This is a genomic window from Phytohabitans aurantiacus (assembly GCF_027923225.1).
Taxonomy (GTDB): Bacteria; Actinomycetota; Actinomycetes; order Mycobacteriales; family Micromonosporaceae; genus Phytohabitans; species Phytohabitans aurantiacus.
Window position 1 is genome coordinate 212,923 of sequence record NZ_BSDI01000009.1, and the last position, 24,161, is coordinate 237,083.

The following is a 24,161-nucleotide window of genomic DNA, read 5'->3' on the forward strand; positions in this document are numbered from 1 at the left end:
CAGCTAGACCTTGCGGTACCGCGCCTGCACGAAGCAGAACGCTCCGAACGCCGCCACGCCCAGCGCGACCACGATCAGCAGCAGCGTCCCGTACGACTGCTCCCGCAGCGTGTGCAGGGCGGCGTCCAGTCCGCGCGCCTTGTTCGGGTCATACGTCGCGGCCGCCACGACGAACAGGATGCCGGCGATGCCGTACGCGACACCCTTGCTGGTGTATCCGGTGACGCCGAGCCGGCGCGCGAGCGTCCGCGCCGCGTGACTCATCTGCCCCGTGCGCAGGTGCTTCTCGAACCGCTTGACCACCCCGTACCAGACCAGGCCGGCACCGAGCGCGGCCAGCGCAATGCCGATCAACGCCACCAGCCACCGGCCGCCGCTCGACGACATGAGGTCGGAGGTGAGAGCCTGCTGCTTGTCGGCGCTGGACGAGTCGGCGTTCGTGAAAACCTTGTAGCCGGCCCACGCGAAGTACGCGTAGACCAGCGTCCGGCCGGCGGAGGCGAGGCGCTCGAGGGTGCGCTCGTTGCCGCGGTCCTCGCGGTGACCGACCGCCGCCTCCAGGAGCTGCCAGATGGCCATGGCCAGCATGCCGATCGCGACGGCGGCCACCAGGAACTTGCCCAGCGGTTGCTCGGCGAGGGTGCGCAACGCGCCCGTCTGGTCGCCCTCGTCGGTGGGGCGCCCAACGGCGATCTGCACGATCATCCAGGCGAAGAGCAGATGTACCACCCCGTATCCGATGAAACCGGCACGGGTGAGCACTTCCAGGAACGTACTGCCTTCCACGCGGGAGGCCGTGAGTCGCACGTCAGCCATGCGCAGAACTTGACCGCACGCCACCGTTCTCAAACCGGCTGACAACCCTCTCCCGTTTCCGGGGCACCACGAGCTATCGGTGAAGTAATAGCATCGATGCTATGTCTTGGGGTACAGTCGAACTCGAACCTGAGGTACGCGAGTGGCTGGAAGGCTTGTCCACCATGTACTTCGCCCGGGCGGCGTTCTACGTCGACCTGCTCGCCGAGCAGGGAGTGCTGCTCGGCGAGCCGTACACGAAGCAGCTTGACGGCAAGCTACGAGAGTTGCGGTTCTATCTTGATCAGGACGCGATGCGGATTACGTACGGGATAGCGCCCGATCGACGGATCATCCTGCTGACCGTGTTTCGCAAGAGCAGATGGCAGGAGTTTCGCGAGGTCGAGCGGGCCCGCCGGGCCATGGCACGATGCCGGGCCGAGGCGCACCGGATCAGTGAGGGAGAGGTCGCGTGAGCGAGCGGGAGCAGTGGGGGGACCTGCGGCAGCGGCGGTTGGCGGAGCCCGGTGCCGCCGAGGCGTACGAGGCGACACGGCTCGCCTTCGAACTGGGGCGTGCCGTTCGTGAACTGCGCGAGCAGCGAGGGTGGAGCCAGCGCCAGCTCGCCGACGCGGCGGCCATGACGCAGTCCGCGGTAGCGCGCTTCGAGGCGGGTGGCACCGTGCCGACGCTTCCCGTTCTCGAACGCTTGGCACGCGCGCTCGATGTGCGACTCGACGTGCGGTTTACACCACGGACGGCGGCGGCCTGAGGGCCAGACCAGCCCTGATCACCCCATCGGTGAACGCTGCGGTGATCAGGGCTTTGATCACGACAAGGCGTAGGCGCGGAGGATGGTTTGGGTGACAGTGTTGCCGTTCGCGTCGGTGGCTTGGGCTTGTAGCGAGGCGTAGCCGGTGGCCGAGTGGGTCACCGCCACCGACCAGCGGCCGCCGGAGCGGGTCACGGTGGCGGGTGTCCAGGTGCGGCCGTCGTCGTACGAGACGTCGACCGCCAGCGAGGTGACCCGCGCGCCGCTGCCGCTCACCGTCGCCGGAAACCGGAACGCCTTTGCGCCCGGAGCCCGGTTGCGCAGGTCCACCGCCGGGTCGAAGCGCACGGTCAGCAGCGGAAGCGCCGCGCCCTCGCCCGCCGCCGAGGAGCGGAACGTCCACGCCGCCGACACCGATGTCGACAAGGGCCACCAGTCCACGGACCGGCTGGTGGTCGCCTCCAGGCGGTACGTCGCCGGCTCCGGCGGGACCGCGAACCGGGCGTGGTGCGGCACGGGCTCCTCACCCACGAGGTTGCCGTCCCGGTACAGCTTGATCGAGCCAGTATCGGTGTCCCAGTCGAACGGGATGCGTGCGTGACCGGCCCCGTCGCTGTACATGGGCAGCGTGACGTCCAGCGCGCCGTCGCGCCGCACGGCGTACGAGCCGTCGGGGAAGGCCGGCCCGCTGACCGCCTTGTTCCAGGCGAGCCTGTACTGCCCACCCGCCTCCAGCCGTACCGTTTCGTGCATCTCGTCGCGCGGACCCCAGTACCCGTTGGAATGCAGCTCCCACGTGCCCGGTGTGAAGTACTCGACCCGTTCTTGTGGTGCCTTCGTCACCCCGGTCCAGCCGCCGCCCAGCCACACACCGGCGATCTCCGTGTTCGCCGCGAAGTAACGGCGGGAGTCGGCGACGTTGTCGTGGTACGCGGTGCGCACGGCGACCAGGTCGCGGGTGCGCGGCCGGTGCACCTGGGGCGTCGTGACCTTGCCCCGCACCGCGTACGCCAACTCGTAGCGCGACGCGGACAGTGGCCGGCTGGTGTACGACACGGATGTGGCGCCGGCCTTCACCAGCGCGGCGAACCGAGCACCGGTGACGCTGTAGCCCCGCAGGGTGGGCAGCGCCGGTCCGGGCTCCTCCTCCGGCACCTCGTCGAGGAGCGCGTACGCCCGCTCGTCCGCGACGTTCACCATCGCCAGGCGGGCTCCGGCCTTCTTGATGTCCTCGGTGCGCCGGTAGACCTCCTCGTACGTGGTCTCGCCCGGCACCTCGAACAACACCAGCTTCCCCCTGGCGTCGATCTTCGCGAGGTCTTCCGGCGTGCCCGCGCCTCCGTACACGGCCGTGAGGTTGGCCTGCTCCGCGGGCTCGGGCGAGCCGCGCAGCCAGCCGGCCGCGACCTCGAACCGTTGAGCGCCGCGGGTGAACAGTTCCAGGCGCGGCTCGTACGCCCGCCTGGACTGTGCGAAGGCGAACGAGGGCGAGGCGGTACCCGGCACGGTCGCCGCGTACGCCTCCTGGAGCCGCGGATCCAGGTCGTTGGTCACGCTGAACATGCAGTCGCAGGACGTGATCCGGCTGTTCTGCTTGACGATGTGGTTGCCGCCGCGCGCCGCCGGATTGGGAGGCGTCACCGAGACCGGCTTGCCGTCGCGGGCGTCCAGCGTCACCGTCGTGTCCTTGCCGACGGTCAGCTCCGGGTGGGAGATGAAGCTGTACGACGGTTCCCGCCCGGTGCGCGGCGTCGTGATGACGCTGTGGAGCGCGTACCGGCCGGGCGGCAACCGGACGGTGCCCGGGCCGCCCCGGTGGTCGAACTCCTGGTCGTCGAGGTTGAAGATGATGACACTCCCGGAGTCCTCATCGGACACCGGTGTGCCGTTGCGGTCCACCAGTTTGACCGTCAGGTCGTACAGCTCCGGCTCCTGCCGCACCGACAGGGCGGTGCGGGTGACCGTGCCATCCGCGCCGCGGGCGGTCAGGATGCCGCTGTACGTGCCATGCGCGCCGGCCCGCGCGGCGACCGTGAGCCGCACCGAGGCGGTACCGCCCGCCGGCACGGTCACCGAACTCGCGGAGAGCGAGACAAGACCGCCGAGCTCGGTGAGGTTTACGTCCAGCGCCAGCGTCACGCCGGCCGGGCCGGTGTTTCGCCAGGTGACCACCTTTTCCTCGCGGGCACCCTGATTGGGCGAGGGAAGGTTGGGCCAGCGCAGGTACGCGGAGACGCTGCCGGTCGCGGTGACCGCCTGGCGGGTGGCCCGGTCGGCGTCCACCCGGCCGGTGCCGACCGCGTACGGCCCGGCGTCCGGCACCTCGGTCGCCGTGCTCATCAGCGCCGCCTTGAGAGCGTCGCCCTTCCAGCCCGGGTGCCGCTGCGCGAGCAGCGCCGCGGCGCCGGCCACGTGCGGGGTGGCCATCGAGGTACCGTCCAACCGCTGGTACGCGTCGCCGACCGGCTCGCCCCGGGGCGGTACGCCGGACGGCCGGGCCGCGACGATCGCCTCACCGGGCGCCGCGATGTCGGGCTTGACGGCACCGTCGACGAGCCGCGGCCCCCGGTTGGAGAACCCGCTCAGCACGTCGCTCTTGCTCACGCTGCCGACCGCCAGCGCCTCGTCGGCGACGGCTGGGCTGGACACGCCCTCGTCCACGCCGTCGTTGCCGGCCGCCACGACGAAGAGCGTGCCGTACTCGCGGGACAGCGTATTGAGCACATCGGACACCGGGTCGGAGCCGTCGGTGGGGCGACCGCCGAGGCTCATGTTGACGATTTTCGCCTTGGCCTCGGTGGCCGCCCACTGCATGCCGGCGATGACCGTGTCGGCCGTACTGTCACCGGAGTCGTCGAGGACCTTGCCGACCGCGATCGTGGCGCCCGGCGCGACCCCCTTGTACTTGCCGTCCGACGCCGCTCCGGAGCCGGCGACCGTGGACGCGACGTGGGTACCGTGCCCGTTGCCATCGTCCACATTGCCCTTGCCGGAGAAGTCCTTCGTCGGGCCGAGCCGCCCCGCGAAGTCTGGGTGGTCGGCGTCGATGCCGGTGTCGAGCACGGCGACGGTCACGCCGGCTCCGGTCAGGTCGCGCGCCCACGCGGCGGGCGCGCCGATGCGGGTGACGCTCTCGTCGAGGCTGGCCCGGATCCTGGCGTTCAACCAAACCTTCTGGATGCCGGCCGGGAGTCCGCGCCAGAAGGCGGCCGCGGTCGATTTCTTCTCGTCGACGGCCGCGATGCGCACCTTGGGGAGCGCGCGCCGGAGCGTGGTGCCCTCGGGGGCGGCGGAACGCGTGCCCGTGTACTTCACGAGCAGCGGCAGGCTCGCGGTGCGCTGGTCGTCGTACCCCTGCCGGACCAGGCCGGAAACGTTGAACAACTCCCAGTCCAGGATGCCGGCCCGCAGCTTCGGGGCGGCGTCGGCGGGCACCACGTACCGGTCGCCGCGCCGGGTGAGTTCCACGAAACCGGCCGGTCCCGGGCGCTGTGCGGGCGTGACCGTCACGTCGGTGCGGCCGCCGGTCTGGCGTACCAGTACCCGGTCGCCGGTGATCAGCGTCACCCAGTGCTCCTGGCTGGCCTGCGCGGCCGCCGCCGGGCGTGACCCGGCGTGGCCGGGCGGCACGGCCAGCGCTCCCAGCAGGCCGGCGATCCCGACGACCGCGATGGCTGCGGTACGTCTTCTCATGCGCTCTCCTCGAATCGGGAAGTCCGTCAATGAGTTCTTGTCCGCAGGCGCCCGCCGCGTTCCCGAAAGTGAAACTTGACCTCAACCGCGCTTGAGATAGCAGGCTGGTCGGCATGAGAGCGTTCCGCGCCACCGGCCAGGGGCCGTTCCGCCCGGAGCTGCCGATGATCCCCGGCAACGGGGTGGGCGGTGTTGTCGCGTCGACCGGGGACGGTGTCGACGCCTCGTGGGTGGGCCGCCGGGTCATCACGTCGACGGGCGGCTCCGGCGGGTACGCCGAGCGGGTCGCCATCGACGCGGCGGGGCTCCTACCGGTACCCGATGAGCCCGGGCCTGCATCAAGGTGGATGACCGGGCTGCGGCGGGCCAGCCCCCACCTTGATGCAGGCCCTGGAACTGGACGCGGCGGTGGCGCTGTTGGCGGATGGGCGGACCGCGACGATGCTGGCGCGCGCGGCGTCGCTGCGCGGCGGCGATCGGGTGCTCGTGGAGGCCGCCGCGGGTGGGGTCGGCTCGCTGCTGGTTCAGGTGGCGGCCGCTGCCGGTGCGACGGTGGTCGCGGCGGCGGGCGGCGAGCGCAAGCTGGCGCTGGCCGGCGACCTGGGCGCCGAGGTGTTGGTGGACTACCGCGATCCGGAGTGGCCGGTCAGGGTGCGGGAGGCGGTGGGCGGCCTCGACGTGGTGTTCGACGGGGTGGGCGGCGAGGTCGGGCGAGCGGCGTTCGGGCTGCTGGATCGGGGCGGCCGGATGCTGAGCTACGGCCTCGCGAGCGGCGCCTGGGCCGGCGTCTCCGAGGACGAGGCCGCCGAGCGTGGCGTGACGCTGATCGGGTTGCGCCGGCCGGCTCCGGATGAGCTGCGCGAGCTGACCGAGAGCGCGCTGGCGGAGGCCGCGGCAGGGCGGCTGCGGCCGGTGATCGGGCAGCGTTTTGCCCTGGATCGGGCCGCCGCGGCGCACGCCGCGATAGAGTCGCGAGCGACCGTTGGCAAGACACTTCTCGTGGTTTAACGGCGAACGCGAAAATGCTATCTGCAAATTGCACGTGAGCCAAAAAACAATGGCACATCGGAATGGCTTGACGTGTTGGCTTGGGTTGCCTCAACGTAGAAATCCCGGAGGCAACCCGTGGAGCTCAAACCGTTCTCTGGCGCCTACCTGGTCCATCCGGCGGCGATTTGGCGTGCGCTGCTGGGCGACACGGACCGGGTGCATTACGCCGACGACCTCAACCTGTGGCTGATCAGCCGGCACGCCGACGTCCGAAATGCCCTGGGCGACAATGACGCTTTCCAGAACGCGTTGACTCTCGCGCCGGTTTACGAGATGTGTCCGGAAGCGTTGGCTATCGTCATGAAAATCGACGCGCCGCCCACTACGGCGGCCGCCGATCCCCCCACCCACCCGCGCACTCGCCGCGCCTTGCGCGCGACGTTCCCGAACACGGCGGCGCGGGTCGACGAGCAGTTCGGCCCCATCGTGCGGAAGCGGGTCGACGAGCTGGTATCGCGCATCGCTGGCAGGCGTGGCGCGGTGGTCGACCTGATTCCGGAGTTCGCGGCGGAGTTGCCGCTGCTCGTGGTGCTCGACATCCTCGGTGTCCCCGAAGACGACATCGCGCAGATCAAGCGCTGGTCCGACGGGCAGATCGCGCTGGTCTGGGGCCAGCCGAGCCCCGACGAGCAGGTGCGGCTCGCGCAGGGCCTGCTGGACTTCTGGCGGTACTGCCAGGACCTGGTGGCCCGGGTCAACCACAGTGGACACCTCGGCAGCGACTACATCAGCCGGGCGCTGCGATACCGCGACGGCGACGACAGCGTGCTGACCGAGTCCGAGGTGGCGAGCCTCGCGTTCAACCTGCTGGTCGCCGGCCACGAGACCACGTCCGGGCTGCTGGCGCACTGCCTCGACTACGCGCTCGCGATCCCGAGCCGGTGGGACGGGATCGTCGCCGACCCGTCGATCGTGCCCGGATACGTCGAAGAGACCCTCCGATTTGGACCCGCCATCGACGGCTGGCTGCGCATGACGAGCCGCGACGTCACGATCGGCGACGTGACGATACCGGCGGGCGCGCGGTGCCTGCTGCTGATCGGCGCGGCCAACCGCGACCCGGCCGTGTTCGCCGAGCCGGACCGGTTCGACCCGCACCGCGCCGACGTGCGTGACCACGTGTCGTTCGGGTACGGCCCGCACTTCTGCATCGGCGCCGCGCTGGCCCGGCTGGAGGCGCAGACCGCGCTCACCCACCTCGCCGCGGCGGTGCCGGGGCTCCGCCTGACGCCCGGCCACGCTCGCTCGTATAAGCCGAATGTTGCTTTCCGGGCGCATCGGGCACTGACGGTGATCGTCGACCCGGTCGGCGTGCACGCGACCGGCGAAGAGGAGGTGCTCGCCGCATAGCGCTGGGTACGGGCGTCGATACCAGGCGTCGCAATCGTCGCACTTTTTGTGCGACAGGATCGCACGGCTCACCCACACAGTCAGCTTGATCAATGTTGACGACACGTGGGAGCCGGCCTTGGTGTCAGCCACGCAAGCCCATGCGGATCATCAGTATCCGAACCGCCTGAGAGGCTGGAAAATCGCCTCCAGGCTGCGCATCATCGTGATCGCACCTCTGGTCGCGGTGGTGGGCTTCGCCGGGTTCGCGCTCGCCGCGAGCGTCCGGCAGGCAGACCGTGCCAGCGATCTCGGCGTCCTGTCCGACCTGGCCACGGACGCCGGCGCGCTGGCGTACCAGCTTCAGCGCGAACGCGTCGCCGCTGCCGACCTGCTCACCAACGGCACGCCGCGCCAGGAGAGCGCCTTCGCGGAGCAGACCGCCGCGAGCGACGAAGCCGTCGCGGCGTACCGGCGCCAGCGTGCCCTCGTGCCCCCTGTTTCGTCCGGAATGGGCGCCGTGCTGGACCGGATCGACTCGTCGCTGTCCGGGCTCGCGCCCCTGCGCGCCCAGGTCCGCACGGCCGCCAACGCCTCGGTCTCCGCGATGACGTTCAGCTATCGCATCGTCGTCGCCGACCTGCTGGCGTACCGGGAGGCCACCGCGCAGGGCGTGGCGTCGACCGACATCGCCGACGACATCCGGGCCGCCGCCGCCCTCGCGAAAGCCGGCGAGGCGATCGGCCAGCAGCAGGTCGCCGTCATGCGGGCGCTCGCCGCCGGCCAGCTCACATCCGCGCTCCAGCAGGACATCACCGCGGCGCGCACCGGCTTCACCGAGTCGAGCCTCACGTTCCTCGGCCTCGCGAGGCCACAGTGGAGGGTCTGGTGGGAACAGGCCGGTAGCGGCGAGGAGATCCTTGCGCTGCAACGCCTCCAGGACGAGGTGTCGCGCGCCCGCGCCGGTGACGAGCTGAGGCTCGACACCGCTCAGTGGATCACCGCGACCCAGGCGCAGGCGCGCCGGCTGTACGAGGTGCAGCAGCGGGTGGACGCGGCGGTGCGGGTCGACATCGAGGCGGCCCGGGTCGACCAGCGCCAGCGCGCGGCCCTCGAAGGCGTCGCGATGCTCGTCGCGCTCCTGCTCACGCTCGTGGTGACGTGGGCGGTCGCCCGCCAGATCACGCGCCGCCTGCGGCGGTTGCGGGACGCGGCGAACACGGTGGCGTTCAACGAGTTGCCCCACCTGGTGGCGGAGTTGCGCAGCGCGGATCGCGCGGCCGTGCATCCGGAGGCGCTGGCGATGCAGGTCGCCCCGCTCGAACGCTTCAGCAAGGACGAGATCGGCGAGGTGGGCCAAGCGTTCAGCGCGGTACACCGAGCCGCCGTGCGCACCGCGGCCGAGCAGGCCGTCATGCGGGCCAACACCGCCGACATCTTCATCCATCTCAGCCGCCGCGAGCAGCGTCTGGTGGACGCGGTACTGGCACAGGTCGACACGGTCGAGAAGGACGAGACCGACCCCGAGCGGCTGCAGCAACTGTACACATTGGACCACCTGGCGACCCGGATGGCGCGGATCAACGCCAGCCTCCTGGTCCTGGGCGGGGTTGGTGTCGGCCGGGTACGCCGCGAGGACGTGCCGCTGCCCATGGTGCTGCAGGCGGCGATGTCGCAGATCGAGAACTACACGCGCATCCGCCTCGGTGTCGTCGACGGTGACGTCGCGGTGATGCCGGACGCGGTCGACGAGGTCGTGCACCTGCTCGCCGAGCTAATGGACAACGCCACCACGTACGCCCCGCCGGGCAGCGACACCTGGGTCACCGCGCGCGGGCTCGGCGACCGGGTCATCGTGCAGATCAGCGACGAGGGCGTCGGCCTGCCACCCGCACGGCTCGCGCAGCTCAACGAGCTGGTCGCCCACCCGCCGGCCATCGACGTCGCGGCGGTCCGCGCGATGGGCCTGGTCGTGGTCGGGCAGCTCGCCAACCGCCTCGGGGCCACGGTGGAGCTGCGGCCCGCCCCGAAGCTCGGCACGATCGCCGAGGTCTCCCTGCCCGGCGCGATCATCAAGCCGATACCGCCGGAAGCGCAACTGCCAGCCGCCGGCCGCCCGCCCGCCGACCTGCCGCGCGCGGCGGCGTACCGCAGCCGGGGCGCCGAGCGGGCGCTGCCCGTCGCGCCGATATTCCAGTCGGGGTCCGTACTGCCGATACCGGTGTCGCCGCCGGTGACGCTGTCCGCTCCGGTGGCCATGTCACCAGCCCCGGCCCCAGGCGGGGGCGGCGGGTATGGAGGCCCGCCGCCCTCCCGCCGGCCTCCGCCCCGCAGGGAGGACGACCAGACCGAGGAGCTCCTCATCTTCGAGCAGGTGAACAGCTGGTTCCGTGCCGGCAGTACGGCGGACACCAACGGCAACGGCAACGGCAACGGTCACACGGAACCCCTGCCCGACCCGCCGGAGCCCGCGCCGGTGCCGGAGGCCGCGCCCACCACCTATCGCGGCAGTGCTTGGGAGACGCCCGGCGACCACGGCTGGGCCGCCGCCGAGGCGGCTCTGATGCCGCAGGTCGAGTCGAAGACCCCGTCGGGCCTGCCGATCCGGCAGCCGCAGCGCCACCTCGTACCCGGTGGCATCAGCGCGCCCGCTGACCGGGATGACCGCTCCGAGCAGCGCGACCCCGCGCAGGTCGCCGCCGCCATGTCCGCGTACGCCCGTGGCGTGGCCGCGCGCCGCCCGGTGGTCGTCAATGGCAAACCCGCAACGGACCCGAAGACTGGAGAACGACAGTGATCACCAATTACGGAGATCTCGGCTGGATGCTGGACAGCTTCGCCGAGCGGGCTCCCGATGTCAGCCACGCGATCGCCATCTCCGCCGACGGTCTCATGGTCGCCGCCACGCGCGACCTGCCGCCGGACCGCGCCGATCAGCTCGCGGCGACCGGTAGCGGCCTGGTGAGCCTGCTCCGCGGCGCGGCGGCGTTCTTCGACGCGGGCGCGGTGATCTCAAATGTGACCCAGCTCGAGGGCGGCTTCATGTTCTCGATGTCGTTCAACGACGGTGCGTCCCTGCTCGTACTGGCGACCCCGACCTGCGACGTCGGAAAGGTCTCGTACGAGATGACGGAGCTGGCGAACCGGATCGGCGAGGCGCTGACCCCAGCGGCTCGAGGAGCACTCAGGTAGAGGGAGAATGATGTATCGCAGCAAGATTCTGGCCGGCTTGCTCGCGCTCGGCACGGCGGTCGCCGCCGTGGGGTGTGGGGGCGAACCGGAAGGGTCGCCCGGGACGATCAAGGTAGGCCTGCTGGCGTCGCTGTCGGGCACGTACCAGGCGATCGGCACCGACATGCGTGACGGCTTCCAGCTCTATCTGCGAACCCATGGCGGAAAGCTGGGCGGCCACCCGATCGAGCTGGTCGTGGCCGACGAGGGCGACGGGCCGCCGACCGCGGTGCCCGCCGCGACCAAGCTCGTCAAGCAGGACAGGGTGTCGGTGGTGACCGGCATCGTCGGCGGTGGCTCGGCGGCCGCCGTGTACCCGGTGCTGACCGAGGCGAAGGTCCCGTTCATCGGCGCCAACGCCCGGCCGGTGTTCAAGGACGTGTCGCGCGTCTGGCACACGTCGTACCTGTCACAGGAGACCGGCGCGTCCGTGGCGCAGTACGTGCGCGACCACGTCGAAGGTTCGGTGTACGCCATCGGGCCGGACTATCAGGGAGGTCATGACCAGCTGAAGGGCTTCACCGAGGCGTTCACCAAGGCGGGTGGCACGCTCGCGAACGCGGACGGCAAGACGCGGTTCACCCCATTCCCCACCACGACCAACTTCACGCCGTACTTCGCGCAGATCAAGGCGTCCGGCGCCAAGGCGGTCTACACGTTCTACGCCGGCACCGCCGCGATCGACTTCGTGAAGCAGTACTCCCAGTCGGAGATCAAGGACCTTCCGCTGTACGCGGCGGGCTTCCTGACCGAGGGCGGCGTGCTCAACGCGCAGGGCGACTCGGCACGGGGCATCTTCTCGGTTCTCAACTACTCGCCCGACCTCGACAACGCGGAGAACCGCTCGTTCGTGGCGGCCTGGAAGGAGAACCACGACGGCCCGCCCACCACGTACGCGATGGCGTCGTATGACGCGGCGGCCGTGCTGGACAAGGCGATCGGCGCTGCGGGTGACAACCCGACGCCTGAGTCGATCAACAGGGCGATCGGTCAGCTCGGGCAGATCGACAGCCCGCGCGGTGCCTGGCAGTTCTCCAAGACCACTCACTCGCCCGTGCAGAAGTGGTACCTGCGCCAGGTCCGGCAGGACGGGCGTGCACTGTCCAACATGGTCGTGACCGACCTCGCCACGGTTGGGAAATGAATGGATCGGGTTGACCCTTACCTGATTCCGGCGCTCGACGGTGTCGCATATGGACTGTTGCTGTTCGTCGTGGCTTCGGGGCTGGTGCTCTCCTTCGGGGTGGCCGGCATCCTGAACCTCGCGCACGGCACGCTGTACGCGATCGGCGCCTATGTCGCGGCGACCCTGAGCGACGGGAGCTGGCTGGCCTTGCTGCTGGCTCTCGCCGCCGGGGTCGGCGCCGCGACCGCCGGTGGCGCCGCGCTGTCCGGCATGCTCGCCGCGGTACCGCGCGGCGACCACCTGACCCAGGCGCTGCTCACGTTCGGGGTGGCCCTCGCGGGCGGCAGCCTGCTGGTGATGGCGTTCGGCGCGGAGAACCTTCCGGTGCGGGTACCGGCCACAGTGGACCGGCCGGTCGATCTGGCCGGGCACGCCTACGCCGGGTACAGGCTGGTCTTCATCGTGGTGGCGGCGGCGCTCGCGCTCGCACTGCACGCGGTGGTGAACCGCACCCGGGCCGGCATGCTCGTGCGTGCCGCGGTCGACGACCCCGACATGGTGGCGTGTCTCGGCGTGAGCCCGGCGCGGGTACGCCTCGGCGTGCTGGCCGCGTCGGGGGCGCTCGCGGGTACCGCCGGCGTGCTCGGCGCCCCGATCATCGGCCCCGGCCCGAGCACCGCCGCCACCGTCCTGCTGCTCTCGCTCGTGGTCGTCGTACTGGGCGGACTCGGCTCGGTCGGCGGTACCCTCCTCGCCGCGCTCGCGGTCGGTGAGATCCAGACGCTCGGCGTAGCCCTGGCGCCGACCGCCGCACCATTCCTGCTCTTCGCGGCGATGGCGGCCGTCCTCGCGGCCCGCTCGCACGGACTGATCCGGCGCTGGAGCCCGGCATGAAGTGGCTCATCGCGCCGGCACTGCTGGCAGCCGTCGCGGCGCCGTGGCTCGCCGACCCGTACACCACGGCGACGCTCGCCCGCATCCTCGTACTCGGGCTCGTCGCGGCGAGCGTCGCACTGCTGACCGGCGTCGCGGGGCTGCCAACGCTCGGGCAGACAGCACCGTTCGCGGCGGGCGCGTACGCGGCGGCACACTCTTCTTCGGTTGGTGTGGTGCAGCTTTTGACCGCAGCCTGCGTTGGCGCGGCGTTCGCGGCGCTCACCACCCCGCTCGTGGTGTACGCCCGCGGCGTGGTCGTCCTCATGATCACGCTGGCGATCGGTGAACTGGCCGTGACAGCGGCCAGCCGGTGGCGTTCGGTGACCGGTGGCACCGACGGGCTCGCGGGAATGGCGTCGCCCCGCCCACTGTGGGGACTGCCGGTTCTCGACACGGACCGGGCGCGATACCTGTACGCGCTCGCCGTCGTCGGCATCGTCCTGTGCGTGGTCGTCCTGCTGTTGCGTGGCCCCGCCGGCATGTACCTGCGTGGCTGCCGCGACGACGAGGCCCGGATGCGGGCCAGCGGGCATCCGGTGAATGCCTACCTGGCCATCGCGTACATCGCGGCCGGGGCGATCGCGGGGCTGGCGGGCTCGTTGCTGGTCACCACGCAGCAGTACCTGTCGCCGGCCGACTTCGGGTTCGACATCGCGGCGCTGCTGCTGCTCGGTGTGGTGATCGGCGGGGCCGGTTCGGTGGTCGGCGCCATCGCCGGTACCGCTGTAGTGCTCGCCGCCCGCGACTGGCTCTCGGGCCTGCTGCCCGGACGCGGCCCGCTCCTGCTCGGCGCGCTGTTCATCGTGGCGGCGTACGCGTTGCCGCGGCTCCGCTTCAGGTTGCGGAGCGCGGTCACATGAGGGGCCTGCTCGAAGTGGACGCGCTGACGCGCCGGTACGGGTCGCTGGTCGCACTGGACCGGATCGACCTGCGGATCGGTGAGGGGGAGCGGCACGCCGTCATCGGGCCCAACGGCGCGGGCAAGACCACGCTGCTCGACCTCGTGGCCGGCGTGTCGCGTCCCAACGGTGGGCGCATCCGGTTCGCAGGCCGCGACGTGACCCGCCTCGGACCGGCGCGCCGGGCTCGGCTCGGCGTCGGGCGCATCCACCAGCGACCGGCCGTCTGGCCGTCGCTGTCCACACTGGACAATATCGCGGTGGCGGGCGCGCGGCACCGCGGCGGGTACCGCCGGACGCTGCCGGAGGCTCGCAAGCTCCTCTCCTCCCTGGCGATCCCGGACGTGACCGCCGCTCGGCTCTCGCACGGCCAGCGCCGGCAACTGGAGATCGCCATGGCGCTGGCCGGCCGGCCCCGGCTCCTCCTGCTCGACGAGCCGGCCGCCGGGCTGTCAGCGGTCGAGTTCTCGCAGCTCAGTGCGGTGCTCAGCGAACTGCCGCGCACCGTGACCGTGCTGCTCGTCGAGCACCGTCTCGACCTCGTGTACGCCCTCGCCGACCGGGTCACCGTGCTGCGCGACGGCCAGTACGTCGCCACCGGTACGCCCGACGAGATCCGCGCATCCTCGACGGTGCAGTCCGCGTACGCCGCGCGGCAGCCCGAGGCGGTGATCTGAGTGCTCCGGATCAGCGGGCTCAACGCCGGGTACGGCGGTGGAACCGTGCTGCACGACGTCGCCCTGACCGTCGAAGCCGGGCGGATCCAGGCGATCGTCGGGCGCAACGGTGCCGGCAAGACCACGCTCGTGCACGCGATCGCCGGCCTGCTGCGCCCGTACTCGGGCACCATCACAGTGTCCGATGTGGACCTCGCTGGGAAGCCCGCGCACCGGATCGCCCGCACCGGCGTCGGCCTGGTACCGCAGGGGCGGCGCGTCTTCGCGAGCCTGACGGTGGCGGAGCATCTGCGCCTGGCCCTTGCCGGAAGGCACAATCCGATGTGGACGGTCGGCCGCGTCCTCGACCTGATGCCGCGGCTGGCACAGCGCCTGGGGCACCGGGGCAACCAGCTCTCCGGCGGCGAGCAACAGATGCTCGCCCTGGCACGCGCGCTGCTGACCCAGCCGCGACTGCTGCTGCTCGACGAACCCTGCGAAGGGCTCGCCGGCGAGGTGGCCAGCCGGGTGCGGGAGGTCATCGCTGGCCTCGCCGCCGGAGGCATGACCGTGCTGATCGTCGAACAACAACTCCACCACGCGATACAGCTCGCCGACCGGATCGCCGTACTCGACTACGGCCGCCTGATCGCCGACGAGCCCGCGGACGGCGTACGCGCCGATCCCGCACCCATCGAAGCCCTGCTCAGCATCGCCCAGCGGAGGTAACACCATGCCCGGATACGCGTTCAGCAACCGCTCGCCCGAAGCCGACAGCCAACTGCGCGCGCTGGAGTCCTTCCTCGATCCGATCACGGCACGTCGGCTCGTCCTCCGCCCCGGTGCCCGTTGCTGGGAGGCCGGCGCGGGTGGCGGATCGGTGGCATATTTCATGGCGCGCGCGGTCGGCCCGGTCGGGCACGTCGTCGCCACCGACATCGACCCGCTGCACCTGGTGCCCGACGACAACCTGTCAGTACTGCGGCACGACGCCCGCGACACCCCGCCACCCGGTGGACCGTTCGACATCATCCACGCCCGGCTCCTGCTCCTGCACCTGCCCGAGCGCCGGCGGGTACTCAAGCAGATGGCGAGCGCGCTGGCGCCGGGCGGCTGGTTGGTGGTGGAAGAGTTCGACTGCACGGCGGCGCCCCGGGTGCTGACCGCTCCGAACGACGACTCGGCGAAACTCTTCCAGGAGGTCATGGAGGCGCTGTTCGGCGTGCTCCGCGACCGGGGCGCCGACCTGGGATGGGCGCAGGACGTGCATGGCGAGATGGCGCGGGTGGGCCTGACCGACATCGACACCACGATGCACGTGGAGAGCTGGTTGGGCGGCTCCCCGGCCATGGCCCTGTACGACAACAACTCCCGCCAGCTAGAGCCGAGACTGCTGGCGGCAGGCATCTCCCCAGACCAACTACGCCTTTTCCGCGCGCTGACGCGAGACCCCGGCTTCGCCGCAATGTCCTACTCCTTCACCTCCTCCCGAGCCCGCCACCCCTAGCCCCACTCCCCACGCCGCGCCGGCCGCGCCGGCCGCGCTGCGCCGCGGCGTGCCGCGCCGGCCGCGCTGCGCCGCGGCGTGCCGCGCCGGCCGCGCCGCGCCCACCGCGCCGGCCGCGCCGATCAAGGGCAAATGCACGTGGTTCGATCTCAAATCCGCGTGCGTTTGCCCTTGATCCACGCACATGGCCTTGATCGACGGCCCGTCGCGGGGCAAGGGCGAGGCCGGAACCAGGATCGAGGTCTGAGCTACCGCGACGTGCGTCGTGCGCGAGACGCTGCTCCCGCGGCCTCACCGTCCGTGTCCCTATAACCCGGGCGGGCGTGGCGACAAAATCCCGGATGTCGCGGCATCCGGGCGGGGCCGAGGGGACAAGAACAGGGATGTTGTTGCGCGGGCGGCGCAAGGGGTGAGCGTGACCGGCCGCGGTGGGTGAGGCCGCGGGAGCAGCGGTCTCGCGCACGGCGGGCGTCGCGGTAGCTCGTCTAGATCTACTGGTGCGGCGGCGCGTCCATGTTCGCTGCCCGAGCGCGACGCTGCCGCTGGCTGCGGCTGCGTGCTGGCGTGTCCACGCCCGTCGATCAAGGGCGCTTGCATGGATCAAGGGCGAATGCACGCGGAAAAGAGATCGAACCACGTGCATTCGCCCTTGATCGGCGGGCAGAGCGGGCCGCCGACGGCGGGCGGACGACCCCGCCGGAGGGCGGGGGAGAGCGGCGGCCACCGCCGGGAGAGAGCGGGCCGCCGACGGCCGGGAGAGTGGGCGGCCGACGCGGGGTGGGTTAGGTCAAGGGGAGGACCGCGCGGCTCGTCGGGAGGGAGACGGCCACGCCGCCGGCGGACATGTCGGTGGTTAGGTATTCGTTGTGGTTGGCTACCAGCACGACGCCCACTCTGGAGCCTGTTGGGAAGATGTAGTCCTTGGGCTCCAACGTGATGGTTGCGGTGTATTGGGTGCCGGGGGTTAGCGGGCTGGGCGTGGTCAGGGACAGGCGGTTCTTGGTGTCCAGGGCGCCTCTTGTCACGACCCTCGTGGGGAAGCCGTCGGTGTAGTGGACGACCATCGCCGTCAGCGGAGTGCTCGACGTCGTCGATGTGAAGGTGACCTGCACGCGAGCGGTGCCTGACAGGCGCTTTGGCGCGGTCAGCACCGGTGCCAGGTAGACGAGGCGGCCGGGCTTGGCGGTGTCGGGTGCGGTGGTCATCGGGTACTCGAGCTGGCCCCGGTCGTCGGTGAACGACTGGGTGCCGCTCGGCGCGGGCGAGGTGAGCAGGGTGCCAGCGGCGCCGGTGGCCGGTCCACCGAAGTACAGGTTGGTCTCGGTGCCGCTCGGCCATGTGGCGTACGTGGTGCTCGTGCCGTCGGGGCGCTTGATGGTGGCCTGCGGCTCGCTCATGATCCCGTTGTCGATGTCGTAGAGCCAGTAGTCCATCCAGCGGCCCACGGTGTCGCGCCCGACGAGGTCGGAGCCGAACGGGTCACTGTGCCCGCCGTCGTGCAGCCACAGCTTGCGCGGCACGCCGTTGGCGATCAGCTGGTCCCAGTATCGGCCGAGGTTTGTGGTCTTGGTGTTCTTGTCCTGCTGGCCGTGCACCATGAAGACCGAGGCACCGACCTGGCTGGCCTGGTCACGATAGTCGCGAGCCTGCCAGAACGCGTTGAAGTCGGCGGTGGCGTCGTCGGCCTGGTCGCCGAGTTGGGTGTACCGGCTGGCGCACTGGCTGAGCGCGGTGGAGTTGGAGACGTACTGCGCCAGCGACTGGGGATACCGGCTGCCGAAGCCGCCGTAGGAGATGCCGCTCGCGCGGGCGTAGTCGTACCAGCTGGAGATGCTGGCGATCGGCACGATGGTTTCGAGCCCCTCGACGCCCGTCTCAGCGACCGCGATCGGCAGGGTGCCGGCGTACGAGACGCCGATCATGCCGGTCGAGCCGGTGCTCCAGGTGGCTACGGCCGGGGTGCCGTCGGCGTACACGGCGGTGGCCCGGCCGCCCAGCCAGTCGACGGCCGCCTTGGCGCTGATCGTGTCTTCGGGACCGCCGGTGGTGGCGCAGCCTTCTGACTCGGCGGTGCCCTGCATCTCGACCTCGACGACGGCGTACCCGCGCGGCACGAAGTAGTCGTCGAACCAGGTGTTGAAGTGTGGCGCCGGGACGATGAGGTCGGACTTCTCGCGTGCCAGCGAGCTGACCCCGAAGTACGGGCTGGCGTGGATCACCGACGCGACCTGGAGGCCGGTGGCGGTGCCCTCGGGGCGGATGAGGCGGGCGGCGATGCGGTCGTTGGCGCCGTCGCCGTTGCTGTCCATCGGAGCGGTGATGTAGACGGTCTCCTGGATGGCGGCGGCGAGCGAGAAGACCGGCTGGGTGGCGCCGTTCTTCACGACAAGCCCCGCTGGCACCGCAGGCGCGGCGGAGGCGGACGCCGGAACGAGTACGACGGCTGCCGTGACCGCGAGCGCGGTCACGGCTGATCGGATACGCACTAGTTTGTCCCCCGGTTGTGAGGTGAGCCATCGATGAGGGTGCACCCGTCCAGCACCCTGCCACAGCCCGGGTGATCGAGGAACAAGAGTGTGACGAAGCTCAATATATGCGGCTCGCCGGATATCGTTTCCTCGATGCACGCTTGTGCGTGGGAGCCCTCCCATGCAAGACTCGCTTAACGCATTCGGGGGAGCCGATGCGAGCGGTTGACCAGGGCACGTGGATCAGCGAGAGCGATCCGCACGGCTGACCGCGATGATTCTTTTGCTCGCCATCCGGGCCAGGCGAGCCGCCCCCCATACGGCGTTCTGCGGCGTCACCATCCTCTTGAGCCCGCGGTCCGCCACGCCAGAGCGCCTCACTCTGGCGACGCGCGACGAAGTAGGAGATATAGGAATGAGACTCGGCTTGAGTCGCAACAGAAAGCGGAGCCTGGCGATCGCGTCGGTTGCCGCTCTTGGCCTGGGCGGCCTCACCGTGATCCAGGCCCTGCCCGCGAGCGCCGCCACCGGGTGCAGCGTCACCTATACGATCGTCAACCAGTGGAACAACGGCTTCCAGGCCAACATCGCCATTCGCAACGTGGGCGACCCGTGGAGCAACTGGTCACTGACCTTCTCCTTCGCCAACGGCCAGCGGGTGAGCCAGGGCTGGACCGGCCGGTTCTCCCAGAGCGGCACCCAGGTGACGGTAGCCAACGAGTCCTGGAACGGCAGCGTGGCGAACGGCGGCTCGGTGACCCCCGGGTTCACCGGCACGCACACCGGCACCAACACCGTGCCGACCAACTTCGCGATCAATGGCGTGGCCTGCAACGGTCCGGTGACCCCGACGACGCCGGGTACCAACCCGACCACCCCGGGCACCAACCCGACGACGAGCAACCCGCCGAACCCGGGCCAGAAGGTCGACAACCCGTACTCGGGCGGCCAGGGCTACCGGAACACGGAGTGGCAGGCCAAGGCCAACAGCGTCTCGGGTGGTAGCCGCATCGCCAACAACCCGACCGCAGTGTGGATCGACCGGATCGCCGCCATCAACGGCACGCCGAACAGCAGCTCGAACGGCGCGTTCGGTGTCCGTCAGCACCTCGATGACGCACTGCGGCAGGGCTCGAGCTACATCCAGTTCGTGATCTACAACCTGCCCGGTCGTGACTGTGCGGCGCTCGCCTCCAACGGTGAGCTCGGCGCGACCGAGATCGGTCGCTACCGGACCGAGTACATCGATCCGATCGCGGCGATCCAGGCTGACCCCAAGTACGCCAGCCTCCGGATCATCAACATCATCGAGATCGACTCGCTGCCGAACCTGATCACGAACGTGGCCGGTCGGGGCGGCGAGACCGCGATGTGCAACACGATGAAGGCCAACGGCAACTACCAGGCCGGCATCGCGTACGCCCTGCAGAAGCTCGGCGCGATCGGCAACGTCTACAACTACATCGACGCCGCTCACCACGGCTGGATCGGCTGGGACGACAACTTCCGTCCGACCGCCACGCTTCTCGCCGACACCGTCCGGCAGTCCGGCAGCACCTCCAACGTGCACGGCTTCATCACCAACACGGCCAACTACTCGGCCCTGCAGGAGCCGTACATCACGGTGAACGACCAGACCCGGCCGTCGAAGTGGATCGACTGGAACCGCTACAACGACGAGCTGTCGTTCGCCCAGGCGTTCCGCGGCGAGCTGGTCTCGCAGGGTATGCCGTCGAACATCGGCATGCTGATCGACACCTCCCGCAACGGTTGGGGCGGCGCGGCTCGGCCGACCGGCCCGCGTACCACGGGCACGATCGACGAGCAGATCAACGGCTCCCGGATCGACCGTCGTATCCACAAGGGCAACTGGTGCAACCAGAGCGGTGCTGGCATCGGTGAGCGTCCGCGGGTGGCCCCGGCCTCCGGCATCGACGCCTACGTGTGGGTCAAGCCCCCGGGTGAGTCCGACGGCTCCAGCCGCCTGATCGACAACCCTGAGGGCAAGGGCTTCGACCGGATGTGCGACCCGACGTACACCGGTAACTACCGCAACGGCAACAACATGTCCGGCGCCCTCGACAACGCCCCGATCTCGGGTGCCTGGTTCCCGGCGCAGGTCACGCAGCTCATGCAGAACGCGTACCCGCCGCTGTAAGGGCCAACTGAAATAGATGGGGCCCGGCGTGACACGCCGGGCCCCATCATCATTGTCATTCGCCACACGGCAACCAGGAGTTCGGCGTAGCCTCGCAGGTGTCGTCCGATCTCACGCTGGGTGTACTGTCGCCGTTCCTCGGCGGCTGGTATTTCGGCGGGCTGCTCCAGGGCATCGTCAGAGCCGCCGCTGACGAGGGCGCGACCGTGGTCGCGCTCCAGACTCTCGACGCGGGCACCGATCAGCTCGAGATGCGTGAGCCGCCCGACCTGCGGCACCCGGTCGCGTGGAGCCACGCCGCCGGCTTCATCGTGATCATCAACGCGGCGAACCCCGGCTACCTAGCCAAGATCCAAGCCGCCGGCAAGCCGGTCGTGACGATCAGCCACGACGTGCCCGAGGTCGGCTCTCCGGTCGTACTGCCCGACAACGCCACCGGGGTCCGCGACGCGGTCGCCCATCTCGTCGGCCACGGCCACGAGCGGATCGCGTTCGCCGGCTACCTCGGCGCGAAGGACGTCCGGCGGCGGTACGAGACATATGTGGAGGCGCTGCGCTCGCACGGGCTGGCGCCAGACCCGCGCCTGATCTATCACGCCGAGGACAACCAGGAGGGTGGGGGCGAGGGCGCCGCGCGGGAGTTGATCGCCGCCGGACTTCCGTCGACGGCCGCGGTTCTCGGCACCGACGCCAACGCCGTCGGCTTTTTGCGGGTACTGACCAACGCCGGTTACCGGGTGCCCGATGATCAAGCGATCGTCGGCTTCGACGACCTGCGTGCCGCTGCGTACACGCTGCCCCGCCTCACCACCGTCAACCATCCGGTCGAGACGATCGGGCGTACGGCGGTCGCCACGCTGACCGCGCGACTTCGCGGCGACCCGGTACCGGAACGCATCCTGGTCCCGACCACCCTCATCGTGCGCGAGTCCTGTGGCTGCCAGCGGGGCAGCGGCCCGGTGATGCCCGTCGACGAGCTCGATGCCACCGGCCGCGCGCACTTCCGGGAGCGCACCCACCTCCAGGTGAGCCTGAGTCGGCAGTACGAGGTCAGCATGAACTTGTTGCGCGGACACGAGGAGGACCCGCGGCATCTGCGCTGGCTGGCGCGGACCCCGGCGCGCGCTGGCTGCCTCGGCCTGTGGGGCGATCGCGACCAACCCGACCCGGACCTGGAACTGGTCGGCTCCTTCTATCGCGACCCGCTGTCCGGCGAGCCGCCGAAATCCGTGCCGATCAGCGCCTTCCCGCCCGCCGAGGTGCTGGCGGCCGCCCGTATGACGCCGGACGCGATGACCTTCGTGGTGCCGGTGAAGGTCGAAGACAGCGACTGGGGGCTGCTGGCCGTGGTCGACTCGGTGGAGACCCGGGTCGGCACCGGGCGTGAGCCGATCAACCACTGGGCGGCGCTGTTGACCGTGGCGCTGGACTTCCAGACGGTACTGGCGGCGCTGCGCCAGCAGGAGGAGCAGCTCCGGGTCGCGGCGCTGTACGACCACCTGACCGGCCTGCCGAACCGCACCCTGTTCCTGGACCGCCTCCGGGAAGCCATGCGGCAGCGCGAGCGCGGCTTCGCGGTGCTCTTCGTCGACCTCGACGGCTTCAAGGTCGTCAACGACAGCCTCGGGCATACCGCCGGCGACCGCATGCTGGTCCAGGTGGCGCGCCGGATCTCGGAGACCTTGCGGGAGACCGACACGGCGGCGCGGTTCGGCGGCGACGAGTTTCTGATCCTGCTCGACGGTGTCGCCGAGCCGAACAATCCGGTACAGGTCGCGGAGCGCCTGCACGCCGCGCTGGCACCGCCGTTCCGCCTGCACGGGCAAGACGTCGTGGTGACCGCCAGCATCGGCATCACGCTGGGCGGCGACCGGTACGGCGAGGCCGAAGACCTCGTGCGCGACGCCGACATCGCGATGTACTGGTCGAAGTCGCAGCGCAAGGGTTCACACGCGTTGTTCGACGTGGCGATGCACGCCAAGGCGGTGACCCGCCTCCAGATCGAGACCGAGCTGCGGCAGGCGATCGACCGGGGCGAGCTGGAGGTGTACTACCAGCCGATCGTGCAGCTCGGCAGCGGTCGTACCCGCGCCTTCGAGGCCCTGATCCGGTGGCGGCACCCGGTGCGGGGCCTGATCCTGCCGGACCAGTTCCTGGGTATCGCCGAGGAGAGCGGCCTGGTCATCCCGATCGGCCGGTGGACGATCGTCGACGCGTGCCGGCGTCTCGCCGCGTGGCAGCGCACGCCCGGCCGGGAAGACCTGCGGGTCAGCATCAACGTGTCGAACCGGCAGTTCTGGCAGGGCGGCCTGGTCGACGACATCGAACGGGCGCTGCGCCACGCCGACCTGCACCCGCGCAACCTCGCCTTCGAGATCACCGAAGGCGTGATCATGACCAACGTGACGCTCGCCCGGAAGATGCTCGAAGACCTGCACGACCTCGGGTGCGAGCTGCACATCGACGACTTTGGCACCGGGTACTCGTCGCTGGAGGCGCTGCACCGGCTGCCCATCGACGCTCTCAAGATCGACCGGTCGTTCGTAGCCCGCCTGGGCGTCGACGCGAAGAGCAGCGCGCTCGTGCAGACCATCGTGCTGATGGGCGGCAACCTGGGAATGCAGCTCATCGCCGAGAGTGTCGAGACCGAGGCGCAGCGGGCACACCTGCTCCGCCTCGGCTGCGCGTACGGCCAGGGCCATCTCTTCTCCGAGCCGGTGCCGGCGGACGACGCCGAGGGGCTCATCTCGTAGGCCGTTCCCACGGTTGCATCGATCTGTGTGATTGGATATCTTGATCCGGAAGTCGGCTCCCGGGCAGCGGTCTTCGCGACAGTTCGCTACTCATTGACCTCGGGAGCTCGACATGCGCATAAGGCGCTCTCGTGCCCTCCTCGCGACGACCACGGTTCTGGTGGTCGGCGTCGGGGGTGGCCTCACCGCCGTCACGGCCCAGGCCGCGGCGGCGGGGTGCTCGGTGACGTACTCGGTGGGCTCGCAGTGGCCCAGTGGCTTCACCGGCAACGTCAACCTGACCAACGTCGGCGACCCGCTCAGCAGCTGGACGCTCACCTGGACCTTCACCGCCGGACAGCAGATCACCCAGGGCTGGAACGGCACCTTCACGCAGAGCGGCACCCAGGTACGTGTCGCCAACGCCAGCTGGAACGGGTCGCTCGGCACGAACGCGACCGTCGGGATGGGCTTCAACGCCTCGTGGACCGGTACCAACCCGGCGCCGACGAGCTTCGCGCTCAACGGCGTGACGTGCAACGGCACCGCGACCCCCGGCCCGACCACGCCCGCCCCCACCACGGCGGCACCGACCACGCCCCCGCCAACCACCGCGCCGCCCACGACGCCTCCACCGTCGAACCGCACGTTTACGAATCCGTTGAAGGTGCGTGGCCCGGATCCGTGGCTGCAGTATTACGACGGGTTCTACTACCTTGCGACGACGACGTGGAACAACACGATCACGATGCGGAAGTCGCGGACGTTGGGTGGGTTGGCGTCGGCTGCGGATACGTTGTTGTTTACGT

The 24,161-nt window shown here is 70.3% G+C and carries 18 protein-coding genes and 1 pseudogene; 16 read left to right on the top strand and 3 right to left on the bottom strand.

Translation table 11 applies throughout. The features are described 5' to 3' along the window. Positions 1-3: 3 nt before the first annotated feature. Positions 4-816, bottom strand: coding sequence for a DUF1206 domain-containing protein (locus QMG73_RS12940; RefSeq protein WP_281895013.1), 813 nt, complete (start codon positions 814-816; stop codon positions 4-6). A gap of 101 nt (positions 817-917) precedes the next feature. Between QMG73_RS12940 and QMG73_RS12945 the strand changes: the two genes are divergently transcribed. Both QMG73_RS12945 and QMG73_RS12950 read left to right on the top strand, forming a co-directional pair. Continuing rightward, on the top strand, positions 918-1,271 hold the full coding sequence (locus tag QMG73_RS12945) for a type II toxin-antitoxin system RelE/ParE family toxin (RefSeq protein WP_281895015.1): 354 nt from the start codon (positions 918-920) through the stop codon (positions 1,269-1,271). Further along, on the top strand, positions 1,268-1,567 hold the full coding sequence (locus QMG73_RS12950; RefSeq protein ID WP_281895018.1) for a helix-turn-helix domain-containing protein: 300 nt from the start codon (positions 1,268-1,270) through the stop codon (positions 1,565-1,567). The genes QMG73_RS12945 and QMG73_RS12950 overlap by 4 nt, the downstream gene beginning before the upstream one ends. A gap of 57 nt (positions 1,568-1,624) precedes the next feature. Here the strand turns inward: QMG73_RS12950 and QMG73_RS12955 are convergent, their stop codons facing one another. Further along, complete coding sequence (locus QMG73_RS12955; protein ID WP_281895019.1) at positions 1,625-5,260, bottom strand: S8 family serine peptidase; 3,636 nt, start codon at positions 5,258-5,260, stop codon at positions 1,625-1,627. A 164-nt stretch (positions 5,261-5,424) separates the two neighbouring features. Here QMG73_RS12955 and QMG73_RS46375 point away from each other — a divergent pair. The 11 genes and pseudogenes from QMG73_RS46375 to QMG73_RS13005 form a co-directional block, all read left to right on the top strand. Next, positions 5,425-5,523 (top strand): annotated as a pseudogene (locus QMG73_RS46375) (NADPH:quinone reductase); the annotation flags it as partial. A gap of 118 nt (positions 5,524-5,641) precedes the next feature. Continuing rightward, complete coding sequence (locus tag QMG73_RS12960) at positions 5,642-6,268, top strand: zinc-binding dehydrogenase (protein ID WP_281895020.1); 627 nt, start codon at positions 5,642-5,644, stop codon at positions 6,266-6,268. 117 nt (positions 6,269-6,385) lie between these two features. Continuing rightward, positions 6,386-7,660 (top strand): cytochrome P450, encoded by a 1,275-nt coding sequence (locus QMG73_RS12965; RefSeq protein ID WP_281895022.1) that lies wholly within the window; start codon positions 6,386-6,388, stop codon positions 7,658-7,660. A gap of 205 nt (positions 7,661-7,865) precedes the next feature. Next, the gene (locus QMG73_RS12970; RefSeq protein WP_281895024.1) at positions 7,866-10,436 is read left to right on the top strand and encodes a sensor histidine kinase; all 2,571 of its coding nucleotides are present in this window, start codon (positions 7,866-7,868) and stop codon (positions 10,434-10,436) included. Then, the gene (locus tag QMG73_RS12975; RefSeq protein WP_281895075.1) at positions 10,436-10,831 is read left to right on the top strand and encodes a roadblock/LC7 domain-containing protein; all 396 of its coding nucleotides are present in this window, start codon (positions 10,436-10,438) and stop codon (positions 10,829-10,831) included. Before QMG73_RS12970 ends, QMG73_RS12975 begins: the two co-directional genes overlap by 1 nt. 7 nt (positions 10,832-10,838) lie before the next feature. Continuing rightward, positions 10,839-12,014 carry an ABC transporter substrate-binding protein gene (locus tag QMG73_RS12980; RefSeq protein ID WP_281895025.1) on the top strand — a complete coding sequence of 392 codons (1,176 nt, stop codon included), beginning with the start codon at positions 10,839-10,841 and terminating at the stop codon, positions 12,012-12,014. Beyond that, on the top strand, positions 12,015-12,890 hold the full coding sequence (locus QMG73_RS12985) for a branched-chain amino acid ABC transporter permease (protein WP_281895027.1): 876 nt from the start codon (positions 12,015-12,017) through the stop codon (positions 12,888-12,890). After that, positions 12,887-13,792, top strand: coding sequence for a branched-chain amino acid ABC transporter permease (locus QMG73_RS12990; RefSeq protein ID WP_281895029.1), 906 nt, complete (start codon positions 12,887-12,889; stop codon positions 13,790-13,792). The genes QMG73_RS12985 and QMG73_RS12990 overlap by 4 nt, the downstream gene beginning before the upstream one ends. Continuing rightward, positions 13,789-14,508 (top strand): ABC transporter ATP-binding protein, encoded by a 720-nt coding sequence (locus QMG73_RS12995; RefSeq protein WP_281895032.1) that lies wholly within the window; start codon positions 13,789-13,791, stop codon positions 14,506-14,508. Before QMG73_RS12990 ends, QMG73_RS12995 begins: the two co-directional genes overlap by 4 nt. After that, complete coding sequence (locus QMG73_RS13000) at positions 14,509-15,216, top strand: ABC transporter ATP-binding protein (RefSeq protein ID WP_281895034.1); 708 nt, start codon at positions 14,509-14,511, stop codon at positions 15,214-15,216. A 4-nt stretch (positions 15,217-15,220) separates the two neighbouring features. Further along, positions 15,221-15,994 carry a class I SAM-dependent methyltransferase gene (locus QMG73_RS13005; protein WP_281895037.1) on the top strand — a complete coding sequence of 258 codons (774 nt, stop codon included), beginning with the start codon at positions 15,221-15,223 and terminating at the stop codon, positions 15,992-15,994. 782 nt (positions 15,995-16,776) lie between these two features. Here QMG73_RS13005 and QMG73_RS13010 read toward each other — a convergent pair. Further along, positions 16,777-18,480: a CocE/NonD family hydrolase gene (locus QMG73_RS13010; protein ID WP_281895039.1), complete on the bottom strand. Its 1,704-nt coding sequence runs from the start codon at positions 18,478-18,480 to the stop codon at positions 16,777-16,779. Positions 18,481-18,877: 397 nt separating this feature from the next. Here QMG73_RS13010 and QMG73_RS13015 point away from each other — a divergent pair, with 397 nt between their 5' ends. The 3 genes from QMG73_RS13015 to QMG73_RS13025 all read left to right on the top strand — a co-directional run. After that, complete coding sequence (locus tag QMG73_RS13015) at positions 18,878-20,620, top strand: glycoside hydrolase family 6 protein (RefSeq protein ID WP_281895041.1); 1,743 nt, start codon at positions 18,878-18,880, stop codon at positions 20,618-20,620. Positions 20,621-20,718: 98 nt separating this feature from the next. Further along, positions 20,719-23,373, top strand: a complete 2,655-nt coding sequence (locus tag QMG73_RS13020; RefSeq protein ID WP_281895043.1) for an EAL domain-containing protein — start codon at positions 20,719-20,721, stop codon at positions 23,371-23,373. 112 nt (positions 23,374-23,485) lie between these two features. Continuing rightward, the coding region (locus QMG73_RS13025) for a cellulose-binding domain-containing protein (RefSeq protein ID WP_281895045.1) at positions 23,486-24,161 on the top strand (676 nt) is incomplete at its 3' end.